The sequence below is a fragment of the Shinella sp. JR1-6 genome, assembly GCF_004284735.1.
In the GTDB taxonomy this organism is placed as follows: Bacteria; Pseudomonadota; Alphaproteobacteria; order Rhizobiales; family Rhizobiaceae; genus Shinella.
In genome coordinates this window covers 266823-284074 of sequence record NZ_SHMI01000006.1, presented here as the reverse complement: position 1 = coordinate 284074, position 17252 = coordinate 266823, and the positions used below count along the sequence as shown (strand labels likewise).

General features: G+C 64.2%; 14 protein-coding genes and 1 tRNA gene. 11 read left to right on the top strand and 4 right to left on the bottom strand.

All coding sequences use genetic code 11. The features are described from left to right. Positions 1 to 5: 5 nt before the first annotated feature. Positions 6 to 1037: a LacI family DNA-binding transcriptional regulator gene (locus EXZ48_RS13655; RefSeq protein ID WP_130516443.1), complete on the top strand. Its 1032-nt coding sequence runs from the start codon at positions 6 to 8 to the stop codon at positions 1035 to 1037. Here the strand turns inward: EXZ48_RS13655 and EXZ48_RS35895 are convergent. Beyond that, positions 1034 to 2503 carry an MJ1477/TM1410 family putative glycoside hydrolase gene (locus tag EXZ48_RS35895; protein WP_305850405.1) on the bottom strand — a complete coding sequence of 490 codons (1470 nt, stop codon included), beginning with the start codon at positions 2501 to 2503 and terminating at the stop codon, positions 1034 to 1036. The two genes, EXZ48_RS13655 and EXZ48_RS35895, sit on opposite strands and share 4 nt — an antisense overlap. Before the next feature lie 178 nt (positions 2504 to 2681). Between EXZ48_RS35895 and EXZ48_RS13645 the strand changes: the two genes are divergently transcribed. The 5 genes from EXZ48_RS13645 to EXZ48_RS13625 all read left to right on the top strand — a co-directional run bounded on the left by EXZ48_RS13645 (position 2682) and on the right by EXZ48_RS13625 (position 8361). Beyond that, positions 2682 to 2755: transfer RNA gene (locus tag EXZ48_RS13645), tRNA-Gly, on the top strand. A 350-nt stretch (positions 2756 to 3105) separates the two neighbouring features. Beyond that, entirely contained in the window at positions 3106 to 3852 is a 747-nt protein-coding gene (locus tag EXZ48_RS13640) for a transporter substrate-binding domain-containing protein (protein ID WP_130516439.1), read from the top strand. Between the two features lie 70 nt (positions 3853 to 3922). Next, a complete protein-coding gene (locus EXZ48_RS13635; RefSeq protein ID WP_130516437.1) occupies positions 3923 to 5578 on the top strand; it encodes an amino acid ABC transporter permease in 1656 nt (551 codons plus the stop codon). A 10-nt stretch (positions 5579 to 5588) separates the two neighbouring features. Beyond that, complete coding sequence (locus EXZ48_RS13630; RefSeq protein WP_037405925.1) at positions 5589 to 6236, top strand: SDR family oxidoreductase; 648 nt, start codon at positions 5589 to 5591, stop codon at positions 6234 to 6236. Positions 6237 to 6339: 103 nt separating this feature from the next. Continuing rightward, positions 6340 to 8361, top strand: coding sequence for a beta-galactosidase (locus EXZ48_RS13625; RefSeq protein WP_371687655.1), 2022 nt, complete (start codon positions 6340 to 6342; stop codon positions 8359 to 8361). A gap of 163 nt (positions 8362 to 8524) precedes the next feature. On the opposite strand, the gene EXZ48_RS13620 is transcribed toward EXZ48_RS13625, so the two are convergent. Further along, a complete protein-coding gene (locus tag EXZ48_RS13620) occupies positions 8525 to 10459 on the bottom strand; it encodes a glycosyltransferase family 2 protein (RefSeq protein ID WP_130516435.1) in 1935 nt (644 codons plus the stop codon). 56 nt (positions 10460 to 10515) lie between these two features. Here EXZ48_RS13620 and EXZ48_RS13615 point away from each other — a divergent pair, with 56 nt between their 5' ends. Next, positions 10516 to 11397: a transporter substrate-binding domain-containing protein gene (locus tag EXZ48_RS13615; RefSeq protein WP_130516433.1), complete on the top strand. Its 882-nt coding sequence runs from the start codon at positions 10516 to 10518 to the stop codon at positions 11395 to 11397. Positions 11398 to 11403: 6 nt separating this feature from the next. Here the strand turns inward: EXZ48_RS13615 and EXZ48_RS13610 are convergent, their stop codons facing one another. Together EXZ48_RS13610 and EXZ48_RS13605 are read right to left on the bottom strand one after the other, a co-directional pair. Further along, positions 11404 to 12066 (bottom strand): helix-turn-helix transcriptional regulator, encoded by a 663-nt coding sequence (locus EXZ48_RS13610; RefSeq protein WP_023513059.1) that lies wholly within the window; start codon positions 12064 to 12066, stop codon positions 11404 to 11406. 94 nt (positions 12067 to 12160) lie between these two features. After that, complete coding sequence (locus EXZ48_RS13605) at positions 12161 to 13066, bottom strand: DMT family transporter (RefSeq protein ID WP_130516431.1); 906 nt, start codon at positions 13064 to 13066, stop codon at positions 12161 to 12163. A 187-nt stretch (positions 13067 to 13253) separates the two neighbouring features. On the opposite strand from EXZ48_RS13605, the gene EXZ48_RS13600 reads away from it, so the two are divergent. The 4 genes from EXZ48_RS13600 (at position 13254) to EXZ48_RS13585 (ending at position 17247) form a co-directional block, all read left to right on the top strand. Then, positions 13254 to 14135 carry a DMT family transporter gene (locus EXZ48_RS13600; protein ID WP_130516429.1) on the top strand — a complete coding sequence of 294 codons (882 nt, stop codon included), beginning with the start codon at positions 13254 to 13256 and terminating at the stop codon, positions 14133 to 14135. A gap of 116 nt (positions 14136 to 14251) precedes the next feature. After that, entirely contained in the window at positions 14252 to 15748 is a 1497-nt protein-coding gene (locus tag EXZ48_RS13595) for an ATP-binding protein (protein WP_130516427.1), read from the top strand. After that, positions 15745 to 16191 (top strand): response regulator, encoded by a 447-nt coding sequence (locus tag EXZ48_RS13590; RefSeq protein ID WP_023515407.1) that lies wholly within the window; start codon positions 15745 to 15747, stop codon positions 16189 to 16191. The genes EXZ48_RS13595 and EXZ48_RS13590 overlap by 4 nt, the downstream gene beginning before the upstream one ends. Further along, entirely contained in the window at positions 16192 to 17247 is a 1056-nt protein-coding gene (locus EXZ48_RS13585) for a sensor histidine kinase (protein WP_023515755.1), read from the top strand. Positions 17248 to 17252 lie beyond the last annotated feature (5 nt).

Sequence of the window (17252 nt, the reverse complement as noted above, 5' to 3'; positions counted from 1 at the left end):
ACGCGATGCAAAGACCGACGATCAAGACCATCGCGCAGGAAACGGGCCTTTCGATCGCCACCGTATCGAAGGCGCTGAACGACAGCCCGCAGGTGCGGCCGGAAACCCGCGCCATCGTCGTCGCCGCCGCCGAGCGCGTCGGTTATCAGCTCAACATGCATGGCGTGCAGCTGCGCACCGGAAAGACCTACCAGGTCGCCGCCATCATGACCGCGCCCGGCCCCAAGCAGAACGAATGGGAAGGCGTCGAATACGCCCAGCTTCTCAGCGGTATCTCCTGGGCGCTGGAGGAAAGCCCCTACCGCGTCTCGCTCTATGCCGTGCGCAATTTCGAAGAAAGCCTTGCGACCATCCAGCAGATCGTCTCGCTGAAGAAGGCCGACGGCATCATCGTCTCCGGTACTCGCGCCGACGACCCGCGCGTGCGCATCATGCAGGATGCGGATTTCCCCTTCGTCACCTACGGCACGACGATCCGCAACGCGCCGCATGCCTATGTCGACGCCGACAACGAGCAGATGATCCGCCACTCCGTCGCGCGTCTTGCCGAGCGCGGCCACCGCCGCATTGCGCTGATCAACCCGATGGCCGAACTCAGCTACGCGATGACGCGCCTGCAAGCCTATCGTCAGGCGCTGGAAACCGCCGGCCTCGCCTTCGATCCCGCGCTCATCGCGCACGGCCACCTGACCCCCGCCTTCGGCCGCGAGAACGTGCTGCACATGTCCGAGCTGGCGGACCCGCCGACCGCCTATATCTGCGCCAACGAAGCCTCCGCCCTCGGCGCCTTTTCCGGTTTCCACGCGCGCGGCCTCGTGCACGGCCGCGATGCCGTCATCAACGCGACCGACGACCTCAATGTCAGCCAGTATTTCGCGCCGCCGATCACCACCTACTTCCTGCCGATCCACGAGCCGAGCGAAATGCTCGGCAACTACATCCTGCGCCGCATGGAGGGCGAAGCGCCCGAGGCGCTGCAGACCCTCATCATGCCGAAACTGATCGAGCGTTCGGACGACCGGCTGGCAAAGGGTTAGAGGATGAAATCGCCCTTCGCGAAGGCGAGGGTGGCATTGAACCGGATGGAAAAGTCCGCCTTGCCGTCTCCATCAACATCGCCGGAGAGAAAGGTGTCGCCGCCCTTCGCCTCATAGCGCAACTCGCCCGCCTTCTTGTGGAACGCCTGCGCGCCGATGAAGGCAAACGCCTGGTCGCTGCCGGATTTCGTGTTGGCATCGATAGCCTTCAGGTCGATCCTGTCGCCGTCCTTCCGGGAAAAATCGAGGACGGTATCGCGCCCGGAGGCGGCGACCGTCGTCTCCTTGATGGACTTGAAGACGAAAATATCGGCCCCGGCACCACCCTTGAGCCGGTCCGCGCCAGCCCCACCCGTCAGCGTGTCCCTGCCTGCACCGCCATAGAGCGAGTCGTTTCCGGTCCGGCCGTCGATCCTGTCGTCGCCCGCCAGCGCATGGATCGTGTCTGCGAGCTTGGAGCCGCGCAGCACATCGGCCTTCGCCGAGGGTTTGATGTAGGCCGGGTCGCCGTCATGGGTGCCGACCAGCCGGTCGAGATCGCGATCGGGCGAGGCGAAGGGAATGAAGCCATCCTCCAGCGCCAGTTTGTTGAAGTCGGCGACCCGCTTTTCGCCGTTGATGTAATCGACGACGAAGACCGGCTTGCCCTTGTCGAGAAAATCGCGTTTGAGGATCGCGATGGTCTCCTCGTCCGGACGGAGCGTATTGTTCTCGTCCTTGTCGCCGCGAAAGTAGAGGTCCTCCACCGCAATGCCGCCGATGGCGTCGAGATAGGCTTTTTTGCGCGCAGTGTCGGACCCGAGATCGTTGAGGATCCAGGCGCCGTTCTGCGGGATCACGAAGAAATCGGGATTCGTCTCGCGCGCGTGGTCTGTCAGCGCGACGATGAAATCCACCATGCGTTGCGCCGCCTGCTTGACGGTCTTCGGATCGCCCGCTTCGCGGTCCTTGGCCGAGACTTCCGCACCCCAGAAATAATAGCCGTCGACGATATCGAGATAGGCCGCGTCGAAGCCGGCCTTGACGATGGCGTCCACCTCGCCGGTCTTCTTGTCGTTGAAGATGATCTTCTGCCAGTCGCTATCCCAGTAGCGGACCTTGCGGCTTTCCGGCCAGTCCGGATTGACCGGTCCCAGCCAGTCGGGTGCCTTGTCGGTCAGTTTGCCCGTTGCGATGCCCGTGGTCGTCCAGCCGTCACGCCAGTAGTCGCGGAAATCGGAGGCTTCGCCGATCGAGGTATAGGAGACGACGACGGAGCGCCCGCCCATGCCGTCCTTCATCCGGGTGAGGTCGTCGGCGGAAAACCGTCCGGCATCGGTTCCGTCGCGCGAGGCATCGATTACCAGGAGGTCGTGCGTTGCCGAAGCGAGCAGGGTGGGGTCGAGGGCATTGCCGTTCAGCCCCTGCAATTCGTAGCCCCAGTTGTCGACCGAGACGGTTCCGGTGGAGGTCTTGAACTTGATCATCGTGTCCTGTCTTGTCGCGGTGGGCGGGTCGCCGCGGCACCCTAACACAGGCTGGTTGGAGCGATAGCGGCCCGGCATCGCGGCGCAGCATGAAATCGGCCGGCTGGCCGACGCTTCTCCGCACCCTCGCTTGACACGTCCGGCGAACTGTTGAATGACTGCGCCGTCGCGCTGCCTTGCGGGTATGATGTAATGGTAGCCTGTCAGCTTCCCAAGCTGAACGCGCGGGTTCGATTCCCGCTACCCGCTCCAGCCCGGGTTCTCAGGGCATTGCGCGACATTCAAGCAGATTCTTTTTCGTGCGGTTTTACAGCTTCCGTTGTGGTCTCGGCCTGCCGGTTTTGGGATGATCCGCTTGGCCGGAAGCCATGATGGCGACAATGCCCAGCGTTGTTTTGATCTTGGCGCACGCGATGCATAGGCGGAAATAAAAACGTTTATATTTTATCTTGAAAACGTTTATATTCCTTGTTACCAATTTTACGGAGCGAGGATGAGGTCCATGTGTGGCAGGAGGTGCTGCGGATGGGCGCGTGGTCCGTTCAGGGGATTTGTCGAGCACCTTCCGCGCATGGCGGGCGCCGACGGTTGAGGAGGAAGAGATGAAAAAAATCGTTGCAACACTCGCGCTTGCCGTCTTCGCGGCGGGTGCTGCGCATGCAGCCGATCTTGGCGGCAAGCTTCTGAAGGTTGGTTCCGACACCACGTCGCCGCCGATGGAAAGCGTCGATCCGGCCTCCGGCCAGATCGTCGGCTTCGATGTGGATGTGGTCAACGCCATCTGCGCCAAGATCAACTGCCAGGCCGAATTCGTGACGACCGGCTGGGACGGTATCTTCGCTGCGCTTGACCAGGGCAGCTTCGACCTCGTGGCCTCGGGTGTCTCCATCACCGACGAGCGCAAGAAGGCGATGGATTTCTCCGACCCCTATATCGTCAACAGTCAGGCCGTGCTGACGCGGGCCGAGGATCAGGGCATCACGCTGGAAAAATTCAAGGCTGACGGCAAGAAGCTTTCCGCCCAGGCCAACACGACGGATGCGCAGGTTGCCGAAGGCGTGGTCGGCAAGGAGAATGTCGTCGCCTATGACAGCTTTAGCGCGGCGATTATCGCGCTCAAGAACAAGGACGTCGACGGCGTGGTGATCAACGGCGCCAATGCCGCCGCCTATGAGCGCGAATTTGCCGGTGACCTTGTCGCCTCCATCAAGGACCTCGAATCCGACCCGCTCGGCCTGGTCTTCCGCAAGGGTGACGAGAATGTCGCCGCCTTCAACGAGGGCTTGAAGGCGATCAAGGACGACGGCACGCTCGACCAGCTCATCGCCAAGTACTGGGGCCTCAAGTAAGAGGCTTTTGCCGGAAGCGCGGTGCGGGCGCTTTCGGCAATCCTTCTTGATCATGATGCCGGAGGCCAAAATGTCGTTCGTCAGAAGCGTGAGGCCCAGCAATCTGGTCATCCTCGCTGCACTGCCCTTCATCGTCTATTTGTTCGCCTCTTCCGCGGACTACCAGCGTTCGCTGCGTGCCATCCTGGGCGTGGAGCTGGGCTCGGGCGTGTTCGTGCCGGGTTTCCTGCTGCTCACCGTTGCCTTTTCCGCCGGCTTTGCGGTGCTCGTCCTGTCCCGCAGTGCGATGGCGCGGCCGCGTCTCGCGATGGTTGTCGGCCTTGTCGGGCTTCTCGCGACGGCGGCCATTCTTGCCGGCGATCTCGCCCATCCCTTCATCGCCTCGGTCGTCGCGAACGGCGTTGATCCCTTCAAGTCCACTCTCGTCGTCAAGGGCGCGACGCCCCGCCAGCTGACAGAGGCGGCCGACCTGATGGTGCGCGGTGTGGAGGCCTGGCTGTGGCCGGCCTATGCCGTGCTGCTCGTCGCGGGTCTCGGCCTTACCTTTGCCGGCAGTCGCGCGCGGGTGCCAGCGGAAAGCCGCCTGCGCCGGGCAGGGGCCTGGCTGCTCGGCCTCGTCAATGGCGCGGGCCTCGTCTTTGTCTTCCTCTTCGCGCATCTCGCTTTCGCTTCCGGTCTCGCCACGACCATCCGCGCGGCTATCGCCGCCTATATCCTCGCGGCCATGCTCGGCCTCGTCTGGGTGGGGCTTCTGAAGCTGCGTTATACGCGCCAAAGCCTCTATTTCTTCGCGGCGATGACTCTCGCTTTCGCCGTGCTCTCCACCTGGTTCCTGATACAGCCGCGCGACAACTACGTGCTGGTCGGCACGCTGGAGGGCAAGGTCGGCATCATCACCGGCACTCCGTCCGGCCTTATCGGCGCGGTGCGCTTCGGGCAGTACGAGGGTGGCCCGGTTACCGAGACGCCGGTGCGCACCTTTGTCACGCCCGAGCAGGCGATCGAGGCCGTCGGCAAAAAGGAGGACGTCAGCGGCGCGCTGCTGCCCGCCGCCACCGCGCCTGCCGATTGGCCGCGCCTCTGGCAGGTCGAAGCGCTGAACGATCGCGACCGCGCCGCGGGCATCACCTTTGCCGTCATCGCCATCGTGGCGGGCCTCTTGACCTTCGGCGGCTTCCTGCATCGCCGCCATCCGCTGTCCATCGGCTCGGAATTCATCGTCGATACGATCCGCGGCATTCCGATGCTCGTCATTGTGCTCTATGTCGGCCTGCCGCTTTCCGGCGCCTTGAAGGATGCGACGGCCGGTGTCTTCGATCCGCCGAATCTGGTTCGCGGTATCGTTGCTATGGCGATTGCCTATTCCGCCTATCTTGCGGAAATCTTCCGTTCGGGCATCAACGCCATCCCGGCCGGTCAGATCGAGGCGGCAGGTAGTCTTGGCCTCAACCGCTGGCAGACGGCGCGGCTCGTCATCCTGCCGCAGGCATTCCGCATCGTCATTCCGCCGCTCGGCAACGAGCTGATCGCCATTCTGAAGGACACTTCGCTTCTCTCGATCCTGTCGATCCGCGACATCACCCAGCGCATGCGGGAGTTCCAGTCGGCGAGCTTCCTGCCGTTTGCGCCCTACAACTCGGCGGCGATCCTCTACATCCTGCTGACGTTGGCCGCCGCCAGCCTCATCAGCCTCATCGAGAAGAAGTATGACACAAAACACCGCTGACACCGGAACGGTGCTGATCACCGGTGCCGGGCGGGGGCTCGGCCGCGCGCTGGCCGACCTCTATACGGCTACCGGCTTCCGCGTCATCGCCTGCACGCGACAGGGAACTGATGATGCCCCGCCGCTGGACGTGGCGGATGCTACCTCGATTGCCGCGCTCGGCGACCATCTGGCAAGCGTGCCGATCGATATCGTCATCAACAATGCCGCGATCCGCGGTGACACGGGCGGCCTTGCCTCGCTGGAGACGGACGGCTTTCTGGAGGTCGTGCGCATCAATGCGCTCGCTCCGCTGCTGGTCGCCCGGGCGCTCAGGTCCAATCTTCTCGCCGGCCGGCGCCGGGTGCTCGTCAATATCGGCAGCCGCGCCGGTTCGCTTGCGGAAGGCACGATCGACGACGAGGACGGCGACTATGCCTATCGCTGCTCCAAGGCGGCGCTGAACATGGCGACGGTCAAGCTGGCACAGGATTTCCGGTCCGACGGCATCGCGGTCCTTTCGCTGCATCCCGGCTGGGTGAAGACGGACATGGGGGGCGCGGAAGCGGCGGTCGAGGTTGCGGAAAGCGCTCTTGGCCTGAAGGGTCTGATCGACGGCGCGACGATGGCCGAGACCGGAAGCTTCAGGGCCTACGACGGCAGGACGGTACTCTGGTAGCACCCACTGCAAGATTTTGAATGGCGATATAAACGTTTATATTGCGATCGTGATGAAAGCGGCCCGGCCCAGCCGGCACCGCGGAGAATGAAGGACGATACCGGTGCACAAGCCGCTCACGCAACAGAACCGCTTCGATGCTGCCCGTCCCCCGGCCGGCATGCTGGAGCTTGGTGTCTGCTACTATCCGGAGCAATGGCCGCGGGAGAAATGGGACGAGGACGCCCGCCGCATGGTGGCGCTGGGCCTGGCCTGGGTGCGCATTGGCGAGTTCTCCTGGTCGCACATCGAGCCGCAGGCCGGCGTCTTCCATTGGGAGTGGCTGGACGAGGCGATCGAGGTGCTCGGCTGCGCCGGCCTCAAGGTCATCTTGGGCACGCCGACGGCCGCCCCGCCGAAATGGCTGGTCGATCGTTATCCGGATATTCTGCCCGTCGACGAGCGTGGGGTGGTGCGCAAGTTCGGCGCGCGCCGGCACTATTGTTTCTCCAGCCGCCGCTACCGGTTGGAGGCAGCCCGCATCACCGAGGCCATGGTGCGCCGTTACGGTGAGAATCCCTTCGTGCATGCCTGGCAGACGGACAACGAATACGGTGACCACGATACGATCCACAGCTATTCCGATGAGGCGAAACTGGCCTTCCGGCAATGGCTCGCCGCGCGCTACGGCACGGCCGAGGCGATGAACCAGGCGTGGGGCACGACCTTCTGGAGCATGCACTACAACACGTTCGATGAGGTGGATCTGCCGAACAACCTCGTGGAGGAGCCGACGCCGAGCCATCTCGTCGACTATTTCCGCTTCTCCTCCGACCAGGTGCAGACCTTCAACAAGGCGCAGGCGGATATCATCCGACAGCATTCGCCGGGCCGCCCGGTGACGCACAATTTCATGTCGCAGAACACCGACTTCGACCATTACAAGGTGGGCGAGGATATCGATATTGCCTCTTGGGATGTCTATCCGATGGGGGGGCTGATTAACGGTCGCCTCAGCGCCGAGGAGAAGGCGCGCTACCTGCGCGTCGGCGATCCGGACCAGCCGGCCTTCAACCACGACCTCTACCGTGCCGTCGGCCGCGGCCGGGTGTGGGTGATGGAGCAGCAGCCGGGTCCCGTCAACTGGGCGGCGCACAACCAGTCGCCGGCCGACGGCATGGTAAGGCTGTGGACCTGGCTCGCCTATGCGCATGGCGTCGACATGGTCTCCTATTTCCGCTGGCGCCAGGCGCCGTTCGCGCAGGAGCAGTTCCATGCCGGCCTGCTGCTGCCGAACAGCGAGGTGGACCAGGGGTATATCGAGGTAGCGCAGGTGGCCAAGGAGATGGCGCGGTTGCCGAGGGGCGAGGTTCGGGAAAAGGCCGCTGTCGCGATCGTGCTCGACTACGAATCGCGTTTCGCAACCCGCGCCCTGCCGCAGGGCCGCGGGTATGCCGCTTCGGCCATCGCGCTCGACTGGTATTCCGCCGTCGCTCGCCTCGGTGTGGATGTCGATTTCATCGGCCAGCATTCCGATCTCTCCGGCTACAGCCTGTTGCTGGCGCCTGACCTCGTCATCCCGGATGCCGCCTTCCTTGCCCGGCTGAAGGCGTCAAAGGCCAAGACTTTGTTGGGTCCGCGCAGCGGCAGCAAGACGCGGGACATGCACATTCCCGCCGACCTGCCGCCCGGCCCGCTCGCAGATCTCCTCGATTTTCGGGTGACGCGCGTCGAATCCCTGCCGGACTATCACAGTGAGCCCGTGCTCTACGGCAATGCGAGCCATCCGGTGACCGGCTGGCGGGAACTCATCCGCACGAACGAGACGGTGCTGGCGACCTTCGAAGGCGAGCACCGCCCGGGCTCCCCTGCTGTCATCGGCAATGACCGCGCGCGCTATGTCGGCACGCTGCCGCGCGGCGAATTTCTCGCGAAGCTGATGGGCGACACACTCGGCTGGGCCGGCGTCGGAAGCCTGCCCGATCTCGGTGATCTCAGGCTCGCCCGCCGCGGCCGGCTGCACTTCGCCTTCAATTACGGCAGCAGCTCCGCTGCCGTGCCGGCTGGTGCGGATGCGACCTTCCTCGTTGGTGGCCGGCAGCTTGCGCCTGTCGATGTGGCAATCTGGATGGAAGGCGGCAACTAAAGCAGGTCCAGAAAACGCGTGAAGCGATTTTTCGTTCGGAACAATGCCAAAGCGTTCCTGGCCGCCGAGCCGGGGCTCCTCATCCGGTCCCTCCGTTCCTCCCTGGGCAGACGGATCGGGTGAGGGGTGGGCTTTTGCAGGCTGCCGGCCGCACTCGAGAGGATTATCCGGCTTCCTTTCCTGTCTGCGGCCGCACCGGCCGATGAGCCGTCTTGTTCCAGAAGAAGGGATTGTGGCGCAGCTCCCCGACGGCGCGCCAGGCGGCGACCGATAGCAGCAGCCAGTAGACCGGCGTCATCATCCAGTGCCTGCCCACGGCGGCCTGTTCGCTCTCCGCCATGCCACCCCGTCCGAGCGCGATGAAGACGGCGTAGCTGCCGAAGATGTTGATCATATCGAGCGTAAAGAGGGTGAGCTCGAGCGGCCCGACCGTAAACGCGGGCTGGAAGAACAGCGACCAGGTGATGAGGCCGAGATAGGCGATGATCAGCGGATGGGCGAGCGACGAGAGGATGAGCCCGCCGATCAGCACCTGGAAGACGAGGCTGGGCCAGAGGCCCATCTCCGAAACGAGGCGTGAGGGATGGCGCATCAGCACCAGCCAGGTCTGCAACCAGCCCTTGAACCAGCGCGTGCGCTGGCCGAGCCAGGCGTCTCGCCCGATGGGGGCCTCCTCGTAGGTCGGCCGGGTGAGCGTGCCGCAGCGGTAGCCGAGCCTGTAGAGGCGGAGCCCGAGATCGGCATCCTCGGTAACATTGTAGGGGTCCCATCCGCCGACCTGCTGGAGAACGCGCGTGCGGAAATGGTTGGACGTGCCGCCGAGCGGCACGGGCAGGCGCGCGGCGGCAAGGTGCGGCAGCAGCACGCGGAAGAGCCCGGCATATTCGAGCGCGAAAAGTGCGCTCAGCCAGCTTTCCCGCGCATTGGTGACGACGAGCGGCGCCTGGAGGCAGGCAATGTCCGACGGACCCGCCTCGAAGGTCCGCCACGCTTCCTCCAGCTGTAGGGGATCGACCCTGTCCTCGGCGTCGTAGATGACGAGATATTCGCCGCGTGCCGCGCCGAGCGCATAGGTGAGCGCCTTCGGCTTGGTGCGCGGCCGGCCAGGTGGCACCTCGACGATTTCGTACTGCCGGCCGAGGCGGGTGAGAGCGAGCGCATCGAGCGTTTCCTGGTCGTCCGCCTCGCAGATGAGCTTGATGTCGAGACGCGCAGCCGGCCATTCGATCCGGTTCAGGGTATCGATGAGCTGCGGCACCACGGCCGCTTCCCGATAGAGCGCCACGAAGATGGAGTAGGTCGGTCGCGGCCGGACCGATGGAGGCGGCAGCATCGGCCGGCGCTCCTGCCGCCACTTGGCAACAAGCGCGACAAGGCGGATCAGGAAGGTGCAGAAAAAGAGCAGGGTCACCACGATGTGCAACGCCAGCGTGGCCAGCCTCGGGGCAAGCGCAGCCAGCGTAAGGAGCAGAGTGACGGTGGCGCCGGTGTAGAAACCTTGCCGGCCGCGCAACGTAATACGGGCGCTCGCCTCGGGCATGGTGGCGTGCAGCTCCTCCACCGTGTCGCGCAGCCGCCTCTGCTGGCCGGCCTGCCAGAGTGCGGCCCGGAGAGCCGAGGGTGTGGTTGCCGCCATCATGCTGCGCAGCGCGGGGGCGTGTGCCAGCCGTTCGCCGAGATAGTCGAGCCGCTCGGCACTCGGCACGATTGCCGTGGTCGGCGGACGTGACGGATGGCGCAACCGTACTACGGTCGGGTCGATGAGTTGGCTATCGGCCCCGGGAAGATCCTCGACCTCTGCCGGATCCAGCCGGTCGAGGAAGGGGATGTCCAGGATCTCGGCCAGTGCCTCATAGTAGACATGTTCCGAGACCGAGCCGCTTGCCAAAAGCTCCGTTTCCAGCGATGTGCCGTGCTGGTTGGCACGCACCAGCATGGTGGAGATGAGGGGCTTCGATAGACCCAGGCGCCGGAAGAGGTGGGCCTCCGTCATCAGACGGGAGGGTACGGTATCGTCGCGGGGTGGCGCCAGCGGTGCCGGCCGGATGCCGATTGCGGTAGCGAAACCGATGTCGTCGGGATATTCTGCCAGTCGCATGCAGCCCCGCAGCCGCGCAGGCAGCTACGCCCCCTTTAAACCCCAGGTTGATTGTAATGCGGCATATCAAAATTGCACCCCTGAAAATCTACGGGCTCTTTGCCTTCGGCCTGCTGCTGGCGGCGGTGCAGCCGCAGGATGTCGTGGCGCAGGAGCCTGCCTCGGTCGACCTGCCGATCCTGTTCGACACGCGTGAGCGCATCGCGCGGCCGGACCTGTCCGGCATCGTGCGGCTGCGCTTCCTGACAACCGTGGATTTCCCGCCGTTCAACTTCATCGACCAGACCGGCAAGCTCGCCGGCTTCCATGTCGATCTGGTGCGGGAGATCTGCCGGGAGCTGGCGCTCACCGAAAAATGTCAGATCCAGGCTGTGACGTTCCCGGAGTTGGAAAAAGCGCTCATCGACGGCAATGGCGAGGCGGTGGCCGCGGGTGTCGCCGTCACCGCGGAGCTGCGCAAGCGTTTTGTCTTCTCTCGCCCCTTCATGCGCCTGCCGGCCCGTTTCGCCGTGGCAAAGAAGACCCCGCCCGCCGGCGCGACCGCGGCCGCGCTTGATGGCAAGCGTGTCGGCGTCGTCGCGGCGAGTGCGCACGAGGCGATGCTGAAGGCCTTTTTCCCGCGCGTGCAGGCGGAAGCCTTTGCCGATCGGGCCGCCCTGCTGGCAAGTCTCAAGGACGGCAAGGTGGAGGCGGTCTTCGGGGACGGGATGCAGCTCGCCTTCTGGACGAGCGGCTCGGAATCGGCCGGCTGCTGCCGTCTGTTCGATGGGCCTTACCTGTCGGAGCGTTTCCTCGGCGAAGGGCTGACCATCATGTTCCGCAAGGAGGATGCGACGATAACCGGCGCCATCGACCATGCGCTGCTGGCGCTCTCGCGCAGCGGCCGCCTGCAGGAAATCTATCTGCGCTACTTCCCGGTCAATCTCTACGGCGGCTGATGCGGCCTACTGGCTGGCCCAGATGATGCGGGCGATCCAGTCCACGTCGTCGATGTCGAAATTGCGGTTCGGGTGTTCGGGATTGAGCGAGACGAGCTCGATCGTGCGTGGCGTCTGGCGGTGCAGCACCTTGGCCATGACCTCACCCTCGCGCGTCTTGACGACGACGCGGTCGCCGCGGCGCACCTGCGCGCCCGGTTCGACGATCAGGACGTCGCCGTCGCGGTAGAGCGGCAGCATGCTGTCGCCCTGCACCTCCAACGCGTAGACGCCGGGTTTTCGATCTGGCGAAGCCGGAAACTCCACCACGTCCCAGCCCTGGCCGGCGGGAAAGCCGCCATCGTCGAAGAAGCCGCCCGCGCCGGCCTGGGCGAAGCCGAGCAGGGGAATGGTGCCGGTTTGCGGCGGAAAGGCGCCATGCGGCAGGGCGGCGTCGCGCGCCGGGTCGGCCAGCGTGAAGAACTCGTCGATCGAGGCGCCGGTTGCGTCGAGCACCTTGGCGATCGATTCCGTCGATGGCCAGCGCTGGCGGCCGTCGGCACCCTGCCGCTTCGACTTGTTGAAGGATGTCGGGTCGAGCCCGGCGCGGCGGGCAAGGCCGGACGGAGAGAGCCGATTGCGCTCGGCAAGGGCGTCTATCGCTGCCCAGATCCGGTCGTGGGAGAACATGCTGAAAAACCCTGCCAAGGCAACGGACCGGCAAGGGCCGGTCCGACTGATCGGAAGCATATCCAAGGAGGGTGAATGAGTAAAGGAAAAAGGATTATTTTCCTGTGTTCTTTCCGATCCGGTTTTCGGCCGCCCGGCGCCGGGCCACGACGCTCTCGCGCCAGATGGTGAAGATGCCGGCGCCGACGACGATGGCCGAGCCGAGCACCATGTTGAGGTTCAACGTTTCACCGAAGACGCTGACGCCGATGATCGCCGCCAGCACGACCTGCAGATAGGTGAGCGGCTGCACGGCGGCGGCATCGAGCAGGTCATAGGCGCGGATCAGGAAATAATGGCTCGACATGCCGGTGATGCAGAGCAGGCCCATCCACAGCCAGTCGCCCGGTGTGAGGTTCGTCCAGAAGAAGGGACCGACAAGCGAGATCGCCACGGCGCCGACCACGCCGGTGTAGAAGAAGCTCGTCGAGGCCGTGTCCTCGCGGCTGACGAGGCGGGTGGCAATGACATAGACCGCGAACATCAGCGCGGAGATGAGCGGCAGCAGCACGCCCATGTCGAAAGCGCTGCCGGCGGGATTGAGGATGATCAGTACGCCGCAAAGCCCGATACCGATCGCCGTCCAGCGCCGCCAGCCGACCCGCTCGCCGAGCAGCGGCATCGACAGGAGTGCAACGAAGATCGGTCCCGATGCCAGGATCGCCTGGGAATGGGCTAGGCCGACCTTGGTGAAGGCGGTGATGGTAACGACGATCTGGAAGGCAAGGAGGACGCCGCGCAGGATTTGCAGGGCCGGCCGTTTCGTCGCTGCCACGACCTTCAGGCCACCCGGGCTGCGGGCGCCCAGCGCCATCGCGAAGGTGCCGAAGGCCCAGAAGCGCAGCATGGCGATGAAGACCGGCGGGTAGAGACTGCCGAGATGTTTCGAGATCGCGTCCTGCAGGCTGAAGATCAGGATGGCAAGCAGGGTGAAGAGATAGCCGGTGCGTTTGGAGTCCATGGCTCGCGCATATACCTGTGTGGCCCCGCTTGCACGTTGAAACTTGCAGGCAAAACGGACTTTTCGTGGCGCGATTCAAAGTGGTGGGAAAAATTTCCTTGCCCCTGATTTTCAGCCTCTTTCGCCGCATCGAGCGCCGCGCTATCAAGGCACAGCGCGGCGCTTCCGCGCCTTCGAGGTCCATTCCGTGCAAAAGACCGTCTCTTCCGGCATTCTGCTGACGTCCTTCGCCTATTTCATGTTTTCCTTGCAGGATGCGACGGTCAAATGGCTCGTCGCGGCCTTGCCGGTCTGGCAGATCCTGTTCGTGCGCAGCCTGACGATCTTCGCACTCTGTCTTGCCTTCGGCGGGCGCCCGCTCGTGCAAAGCGCGCGCCGCTCGCCTGTGCTGAAGCCGCTCTTCCTGCGCAACCTGCTGCTGCTTGCCGCCTGGCTGTCCTACTATACCGCCGCGCGTGATCTCGGTCTGGCGGAACTCACCACGCTGTACTACGCCTCGCCGGTCGTCATGACGATCCTCTCGGTGCCGATCCTCGGCGAGAAGGTGCCGGGATACCGGTGGTTCGCGGTGGTGATCGGCTTCGTCGGCGTGGTCATCGCCTGCGGGGTTGCGGCCAAGGGAGTGCAGCTTTCGCTGCCCGTCTATCTCGCCCTGCAGGCGGCCATCTTCTGGGCGGTGGCAACGGTGCTGCTGCGCAAGACGGCGCTGCATGAACGAACGCAAGTGCAGGTGACCATATCGAGTTTCTTTTTCCTCCTCTTCACGGCCTTCGCGCTGCCTTTCGTCTGGCAGCCGGTCGCGCTGCTCGACCTGGCGCTGATGGCCGGAACGGGGGTCATTGCCGGCATCGGGCAGTTCGCGATGTTCGAGGGGATGCGCCGAGCGCCGGTCTCCGTGCTTGCTCCCTTCGAATATTCCTCGCTGGTCTGGGCCTTCGCGCTCGGTTATCTCATCTGGAGCGACGTGCCGGGCTCGAATGTCTTCGTCGGTGCCACGCTGATCTTTTCCGCGGGCATGGTCATCATTGCCAGCGAACGGTTCGCCGGGCGCTTCCGTGTCAGGATCTAGCCCCTTAAGTGACGAAACAACCAAAAGAATTCCGTTTTCGTCACGTTGGTTGGTTGCAAGCGAACATTACAACGATATTGTCGCCGTCCTGTAGACGGCTTGAACCGGGGGGTTAGATGCCGATTTCGAACGCCGCCTTCGTGCGCTCGACGGTTATTCTGTTGATTGCTGGCATGTTCGCGTTGCTCGGCATTGTCGGCACGTCGCTCTGGCTCGTCAGCAAGGTGCAGGACTATTTCGCGGATTTTATCGAAGTGCGCGAGGCGCGCAGCGCCGCTGCCGACCTGCTCTCCATCGTCAAGGACGCGGAAACGGGCCAGCGCGGTTTCATCATAACGGCCGACACTGCCTTCCGAGGTCCTTACGATGACGCTCTGCGCGCCGTCGCCGAGCGGGAAAAGGTCTTCCTGGAAAAGACGAAGCGCTTGCCTGAATATGTCGAGCGGGCAGCACGGGTCAGTAAACTTGTGGAGCAGAAGCTGGCGGAGCTGGCCGGAACCGTCGCCCTCATGGAGCAGGGCCGGCAGGCGGAGGCTGTCGAAGAGGTTAAGACCGATCGGGGCCGCGTCCTGATGGATGAGCTTCGCACTGAGGTCGGCTTCATCCTTGATGATGCGGACCGGCATCTGGAGGAGAGTGTCGTCGATACGCTCTCGTCCGCCAGCGCGCTGCAATGGACGACGATCATCGGCGCGATCGCGATTATAGGCGTACTGGGCGGCGCCGCCACCGTCGTCATGCAATATACCCGCGACCTCGTCGTCGCCCGCCGCGAAGTGGAGACGCTGAACGCCACGCTGGAAAAACGCGTCGACGAGCGCACGGAGGAGCTGATCCGCGCCAACCAGGAAGTGCAGCGCTTCGCCTATATCGTGACGCACGACCTGCGCGCGCCGCTCGTCAACATCATGGGCTTCACCAGCGAGCTGCAGGCCTCGCTTGCGTCCATCCAGAGCTATGTGCTGGCCGACGGCAAGGCGCCGAGCGAAGGGGATATTCTCGAAGCGCGCCGCGCCGCTTCCGAGGACCTGCCGGAGGCGATCGGCTTCATCCGCTCCTCCACCAAGAAGATGGACGGTCTCATCAACGCCATCCTGAAGATTTCGCGCGACGGGCGGCGGGAGCTGCGCATCGAGCGCGTCGACATCAAGGCGCTTGTGGAAACGGGTGCGGCGGCGGTGGGCCATCAGGTCGGCGAATCCGATGGCAAGGTCACCATCGACGAAAAGCTGCCGACCGTCATTTCCGATCGGCTGTCACTGGAGCAGGTTTTCGGCAATCTGTTCGACAATGCGATCAAGTACCAGTCGCCGGGCCGGCCGCTGCGCATCTCCGTGACCGCGAAGAACGGCGGCCGGGCTGGTGCCGTCATCGAGTTCACCGACAACGGCCGTGGCATCTCGCCGGAGGACCACGAGCGGGTCTTCGAACTGTTCCGCCGCTCGGGCGCCCAGGACAAGCCCGGCGAAGGCATAGGCCTGGCGCATGTGCGTTCACTGATGCGCAATCTTGGTGGTGATATCATCGTCCGATCCGAACTCGGGCAGGGGACGACCTTCGTGCTCCGTCTTCCGCCCGACCTCAGCAAAGTAGTCAGGAGTATGCAGGCATGAACGGACTGGGCAAGGAAGTCACCATCGTCATGATCGAGGACGATGAGGGCCATGCGCGCCTCATCGAGAAGAACATCCGCCGCGCCGGCGTGCACAACGAGGTCGTGCCCTTCACCAACGGCACGGAAGCGCTCGATTTCGTGCTCGGCAAGGACCGCTCTGGCCTTGCGAGCGCCGGCAGGTTCCTGTTGATCCTGCTCGACCTCAACCTGCCCGACATGTCCGGCATCGATATCCTGCAGCGCATCAAGACCAATACCCACACGAAACGCCTGCCGGTCGTCATCCTGACGACGACGGACGATGAGCGGGAGATCCAGCGCTGCTACGATCTCGGCGCGAACGTCTACATCACCAAGCCGGTGGAATATGAAAGCTTCGCTCATGCGATCCGCCAGCTCGGCCTGTTCTTCTCCGTGATCCAGATCCCCGAGACGCAGTAAATGAAGGAAGCCTCGGTCCGCATCCTCTATATCGACGACGACCCGATCCTCGCGCGGCTCGCCCAGCGTGCGCTCGGCCGTCTTGGTTATGAGGTGCTGCATGCCGAGGATGTGGAGCATGGCCGCGCGCTTTTCACTGACGGCGGTTTCGCCGCTGTCGTGCTCGACCACTTCCTGAAATCGGGCACGGGCCTTTCCTTCCTGAAGGAGCTTTCCGATGCGCCGGGGGCGGTGCCTGTCGTCTATGTGACGGGGTCGAACGATGCCCAGGTTGCCATCGAGGCGCTGAAGGCTGGCGCTGCCGACTATGTGATCAAGTCGGTCGGCGACGATTTCATGCCGCTGCTGACCAATGCACTTGGCCAGGCATTGGAAAATGCCGAGTTGAAGCGCGCGAAGCTTCGTGCCGAACAGGAGATCCGCGCTGCCAAGGAGCGGGCCGAGGTGTTGCTGGCGGAGGTGAACCACCGCGTCGGCAATTCGCTGGCGCTTGCCGCCGCGCTTATCCGCCTCCAGATGTCGAGCGCATCCGACGAGGCGGTAAAGGAGGCGCTGTCGGAAACGCAGGCCCGCATCACCGCGATTGCCGGCATTCACCGGCGGCTCTACACGTCGGAAGACGTGCGCCATGTCGATATGGGGGCCTATCTCTCGACGCTGCTCTCCGAGCTCGACACGTCGATGAAGGGCCATGGCCGCAACGTGCGGCTCAACCGGATGCTGGAGCCGCTGCACGTGCCGACCGACCGCGCCGTATCGCTCGGCGTCATCGTAACCGAACTCGTCACGAATGCCTTCAAATATGCCTATGGCGAGACCGGCGGCGAGGTGCGCGTCGGCTTCACCCGCCTCGACCCGGAAACCGCGTTGCTTTTCGTCGAGGACGACGGCATCGGCTGGCGCGGGGAGGGGCCGGTACGCGGCACCGGTCTCGGTTCCAAGATCATCGGTGCCATGGCGTCAAGCCTCGGCGCCAAGCTCGCCTATGCCAGCCGCACTGTCGGCACGCGTGCCGAGCTGCTGGTGCGCATGGCCGACGCCGCACGTCCTGCGTAGAGCGG

Excerpts from the sequence above, each read along its gene's own strand:
- EXZ48_RS13585 (WP_023515755.1), top strand. The coding sequence starts at position 16,192 with ATGAAGGAAGCCTCGGTCCGCATCCTCTATATCGACGACGACCCGATC.
- EXZ48_RS13605 (WP_130516431.1), bottom strand. The coding sequence starts at position 13,066 with ATGGACTCCAAACGCACCGGCTATCTCTTCACCCTGCTTGCCATCCTG.
- EXZ48_RS13615 (WP_130516433.1), top strand. The coding sequence starts at position 10,516 with ATGCGGCATATCAAAATTGCACCCCTGAAAATCTACGGGCTCTTTGCC.
- EXZ48_RS13635 (WP_130516437.1), top strand. The coding sequence starts at position 3,923 with ATGTCGTTCGTCAGAAGCGTGAGGCCCAGCAATCTGGTCATCCTCGCT.
- EXZ48_RS35895 (WP_305850405.1), bottom strand. The coding sequence starts at position 2,503 with ATGATCAAGTTCAAGACCTCCACCGGAACCGTCTCGGTCGACAACTGG.
- EXZ48_RS13595 (WP_130516427.1), top strand. The coding sequence starts at position 14,252 with ATGCCGATTTCGAACGCCGCCTTCGTGCGCTCGACGGTTATTCTGTTG.
- EXZ48_RS13620 (WP_130516435.1), bottom strand. The coding sequence starts at position 10,459 with ATGCGACTGGCAGAATATCCCGACGACATCGGTTTCGCTACCGCAATC.
- EXZ48_RS13590 (WP_023515407.1), top strand. The coding sequence starts at position 15,745 with ATGAACGGACTGGGCAAGGAAGTCACCATCGTCATGATCGAGGACGAT.
- EXZ48_RS13640 (WP_130516439.1), top strand. The coding sequence starts at position 3,106 with ATGAAAAAAATCGTTGCAACACTCGCGCTTGCCGTCTTCGCGGCGGGT.
- EXZ48_RS13655 (WP_130516443.1), top strand. The coding sequence starts at position 6 with ATGCAAAGACCGACGATCAAGACCATCGCGCAGGAAACGGGCCTTTCG.
- EXZ48_RS13610 (WP_023513059.1), bottom strand. The coding sequence starts at position 12,066 with ATGTTCTCCCACGACCGGATCTGGGCAGCGATAGACGCCCTTGCCGAG.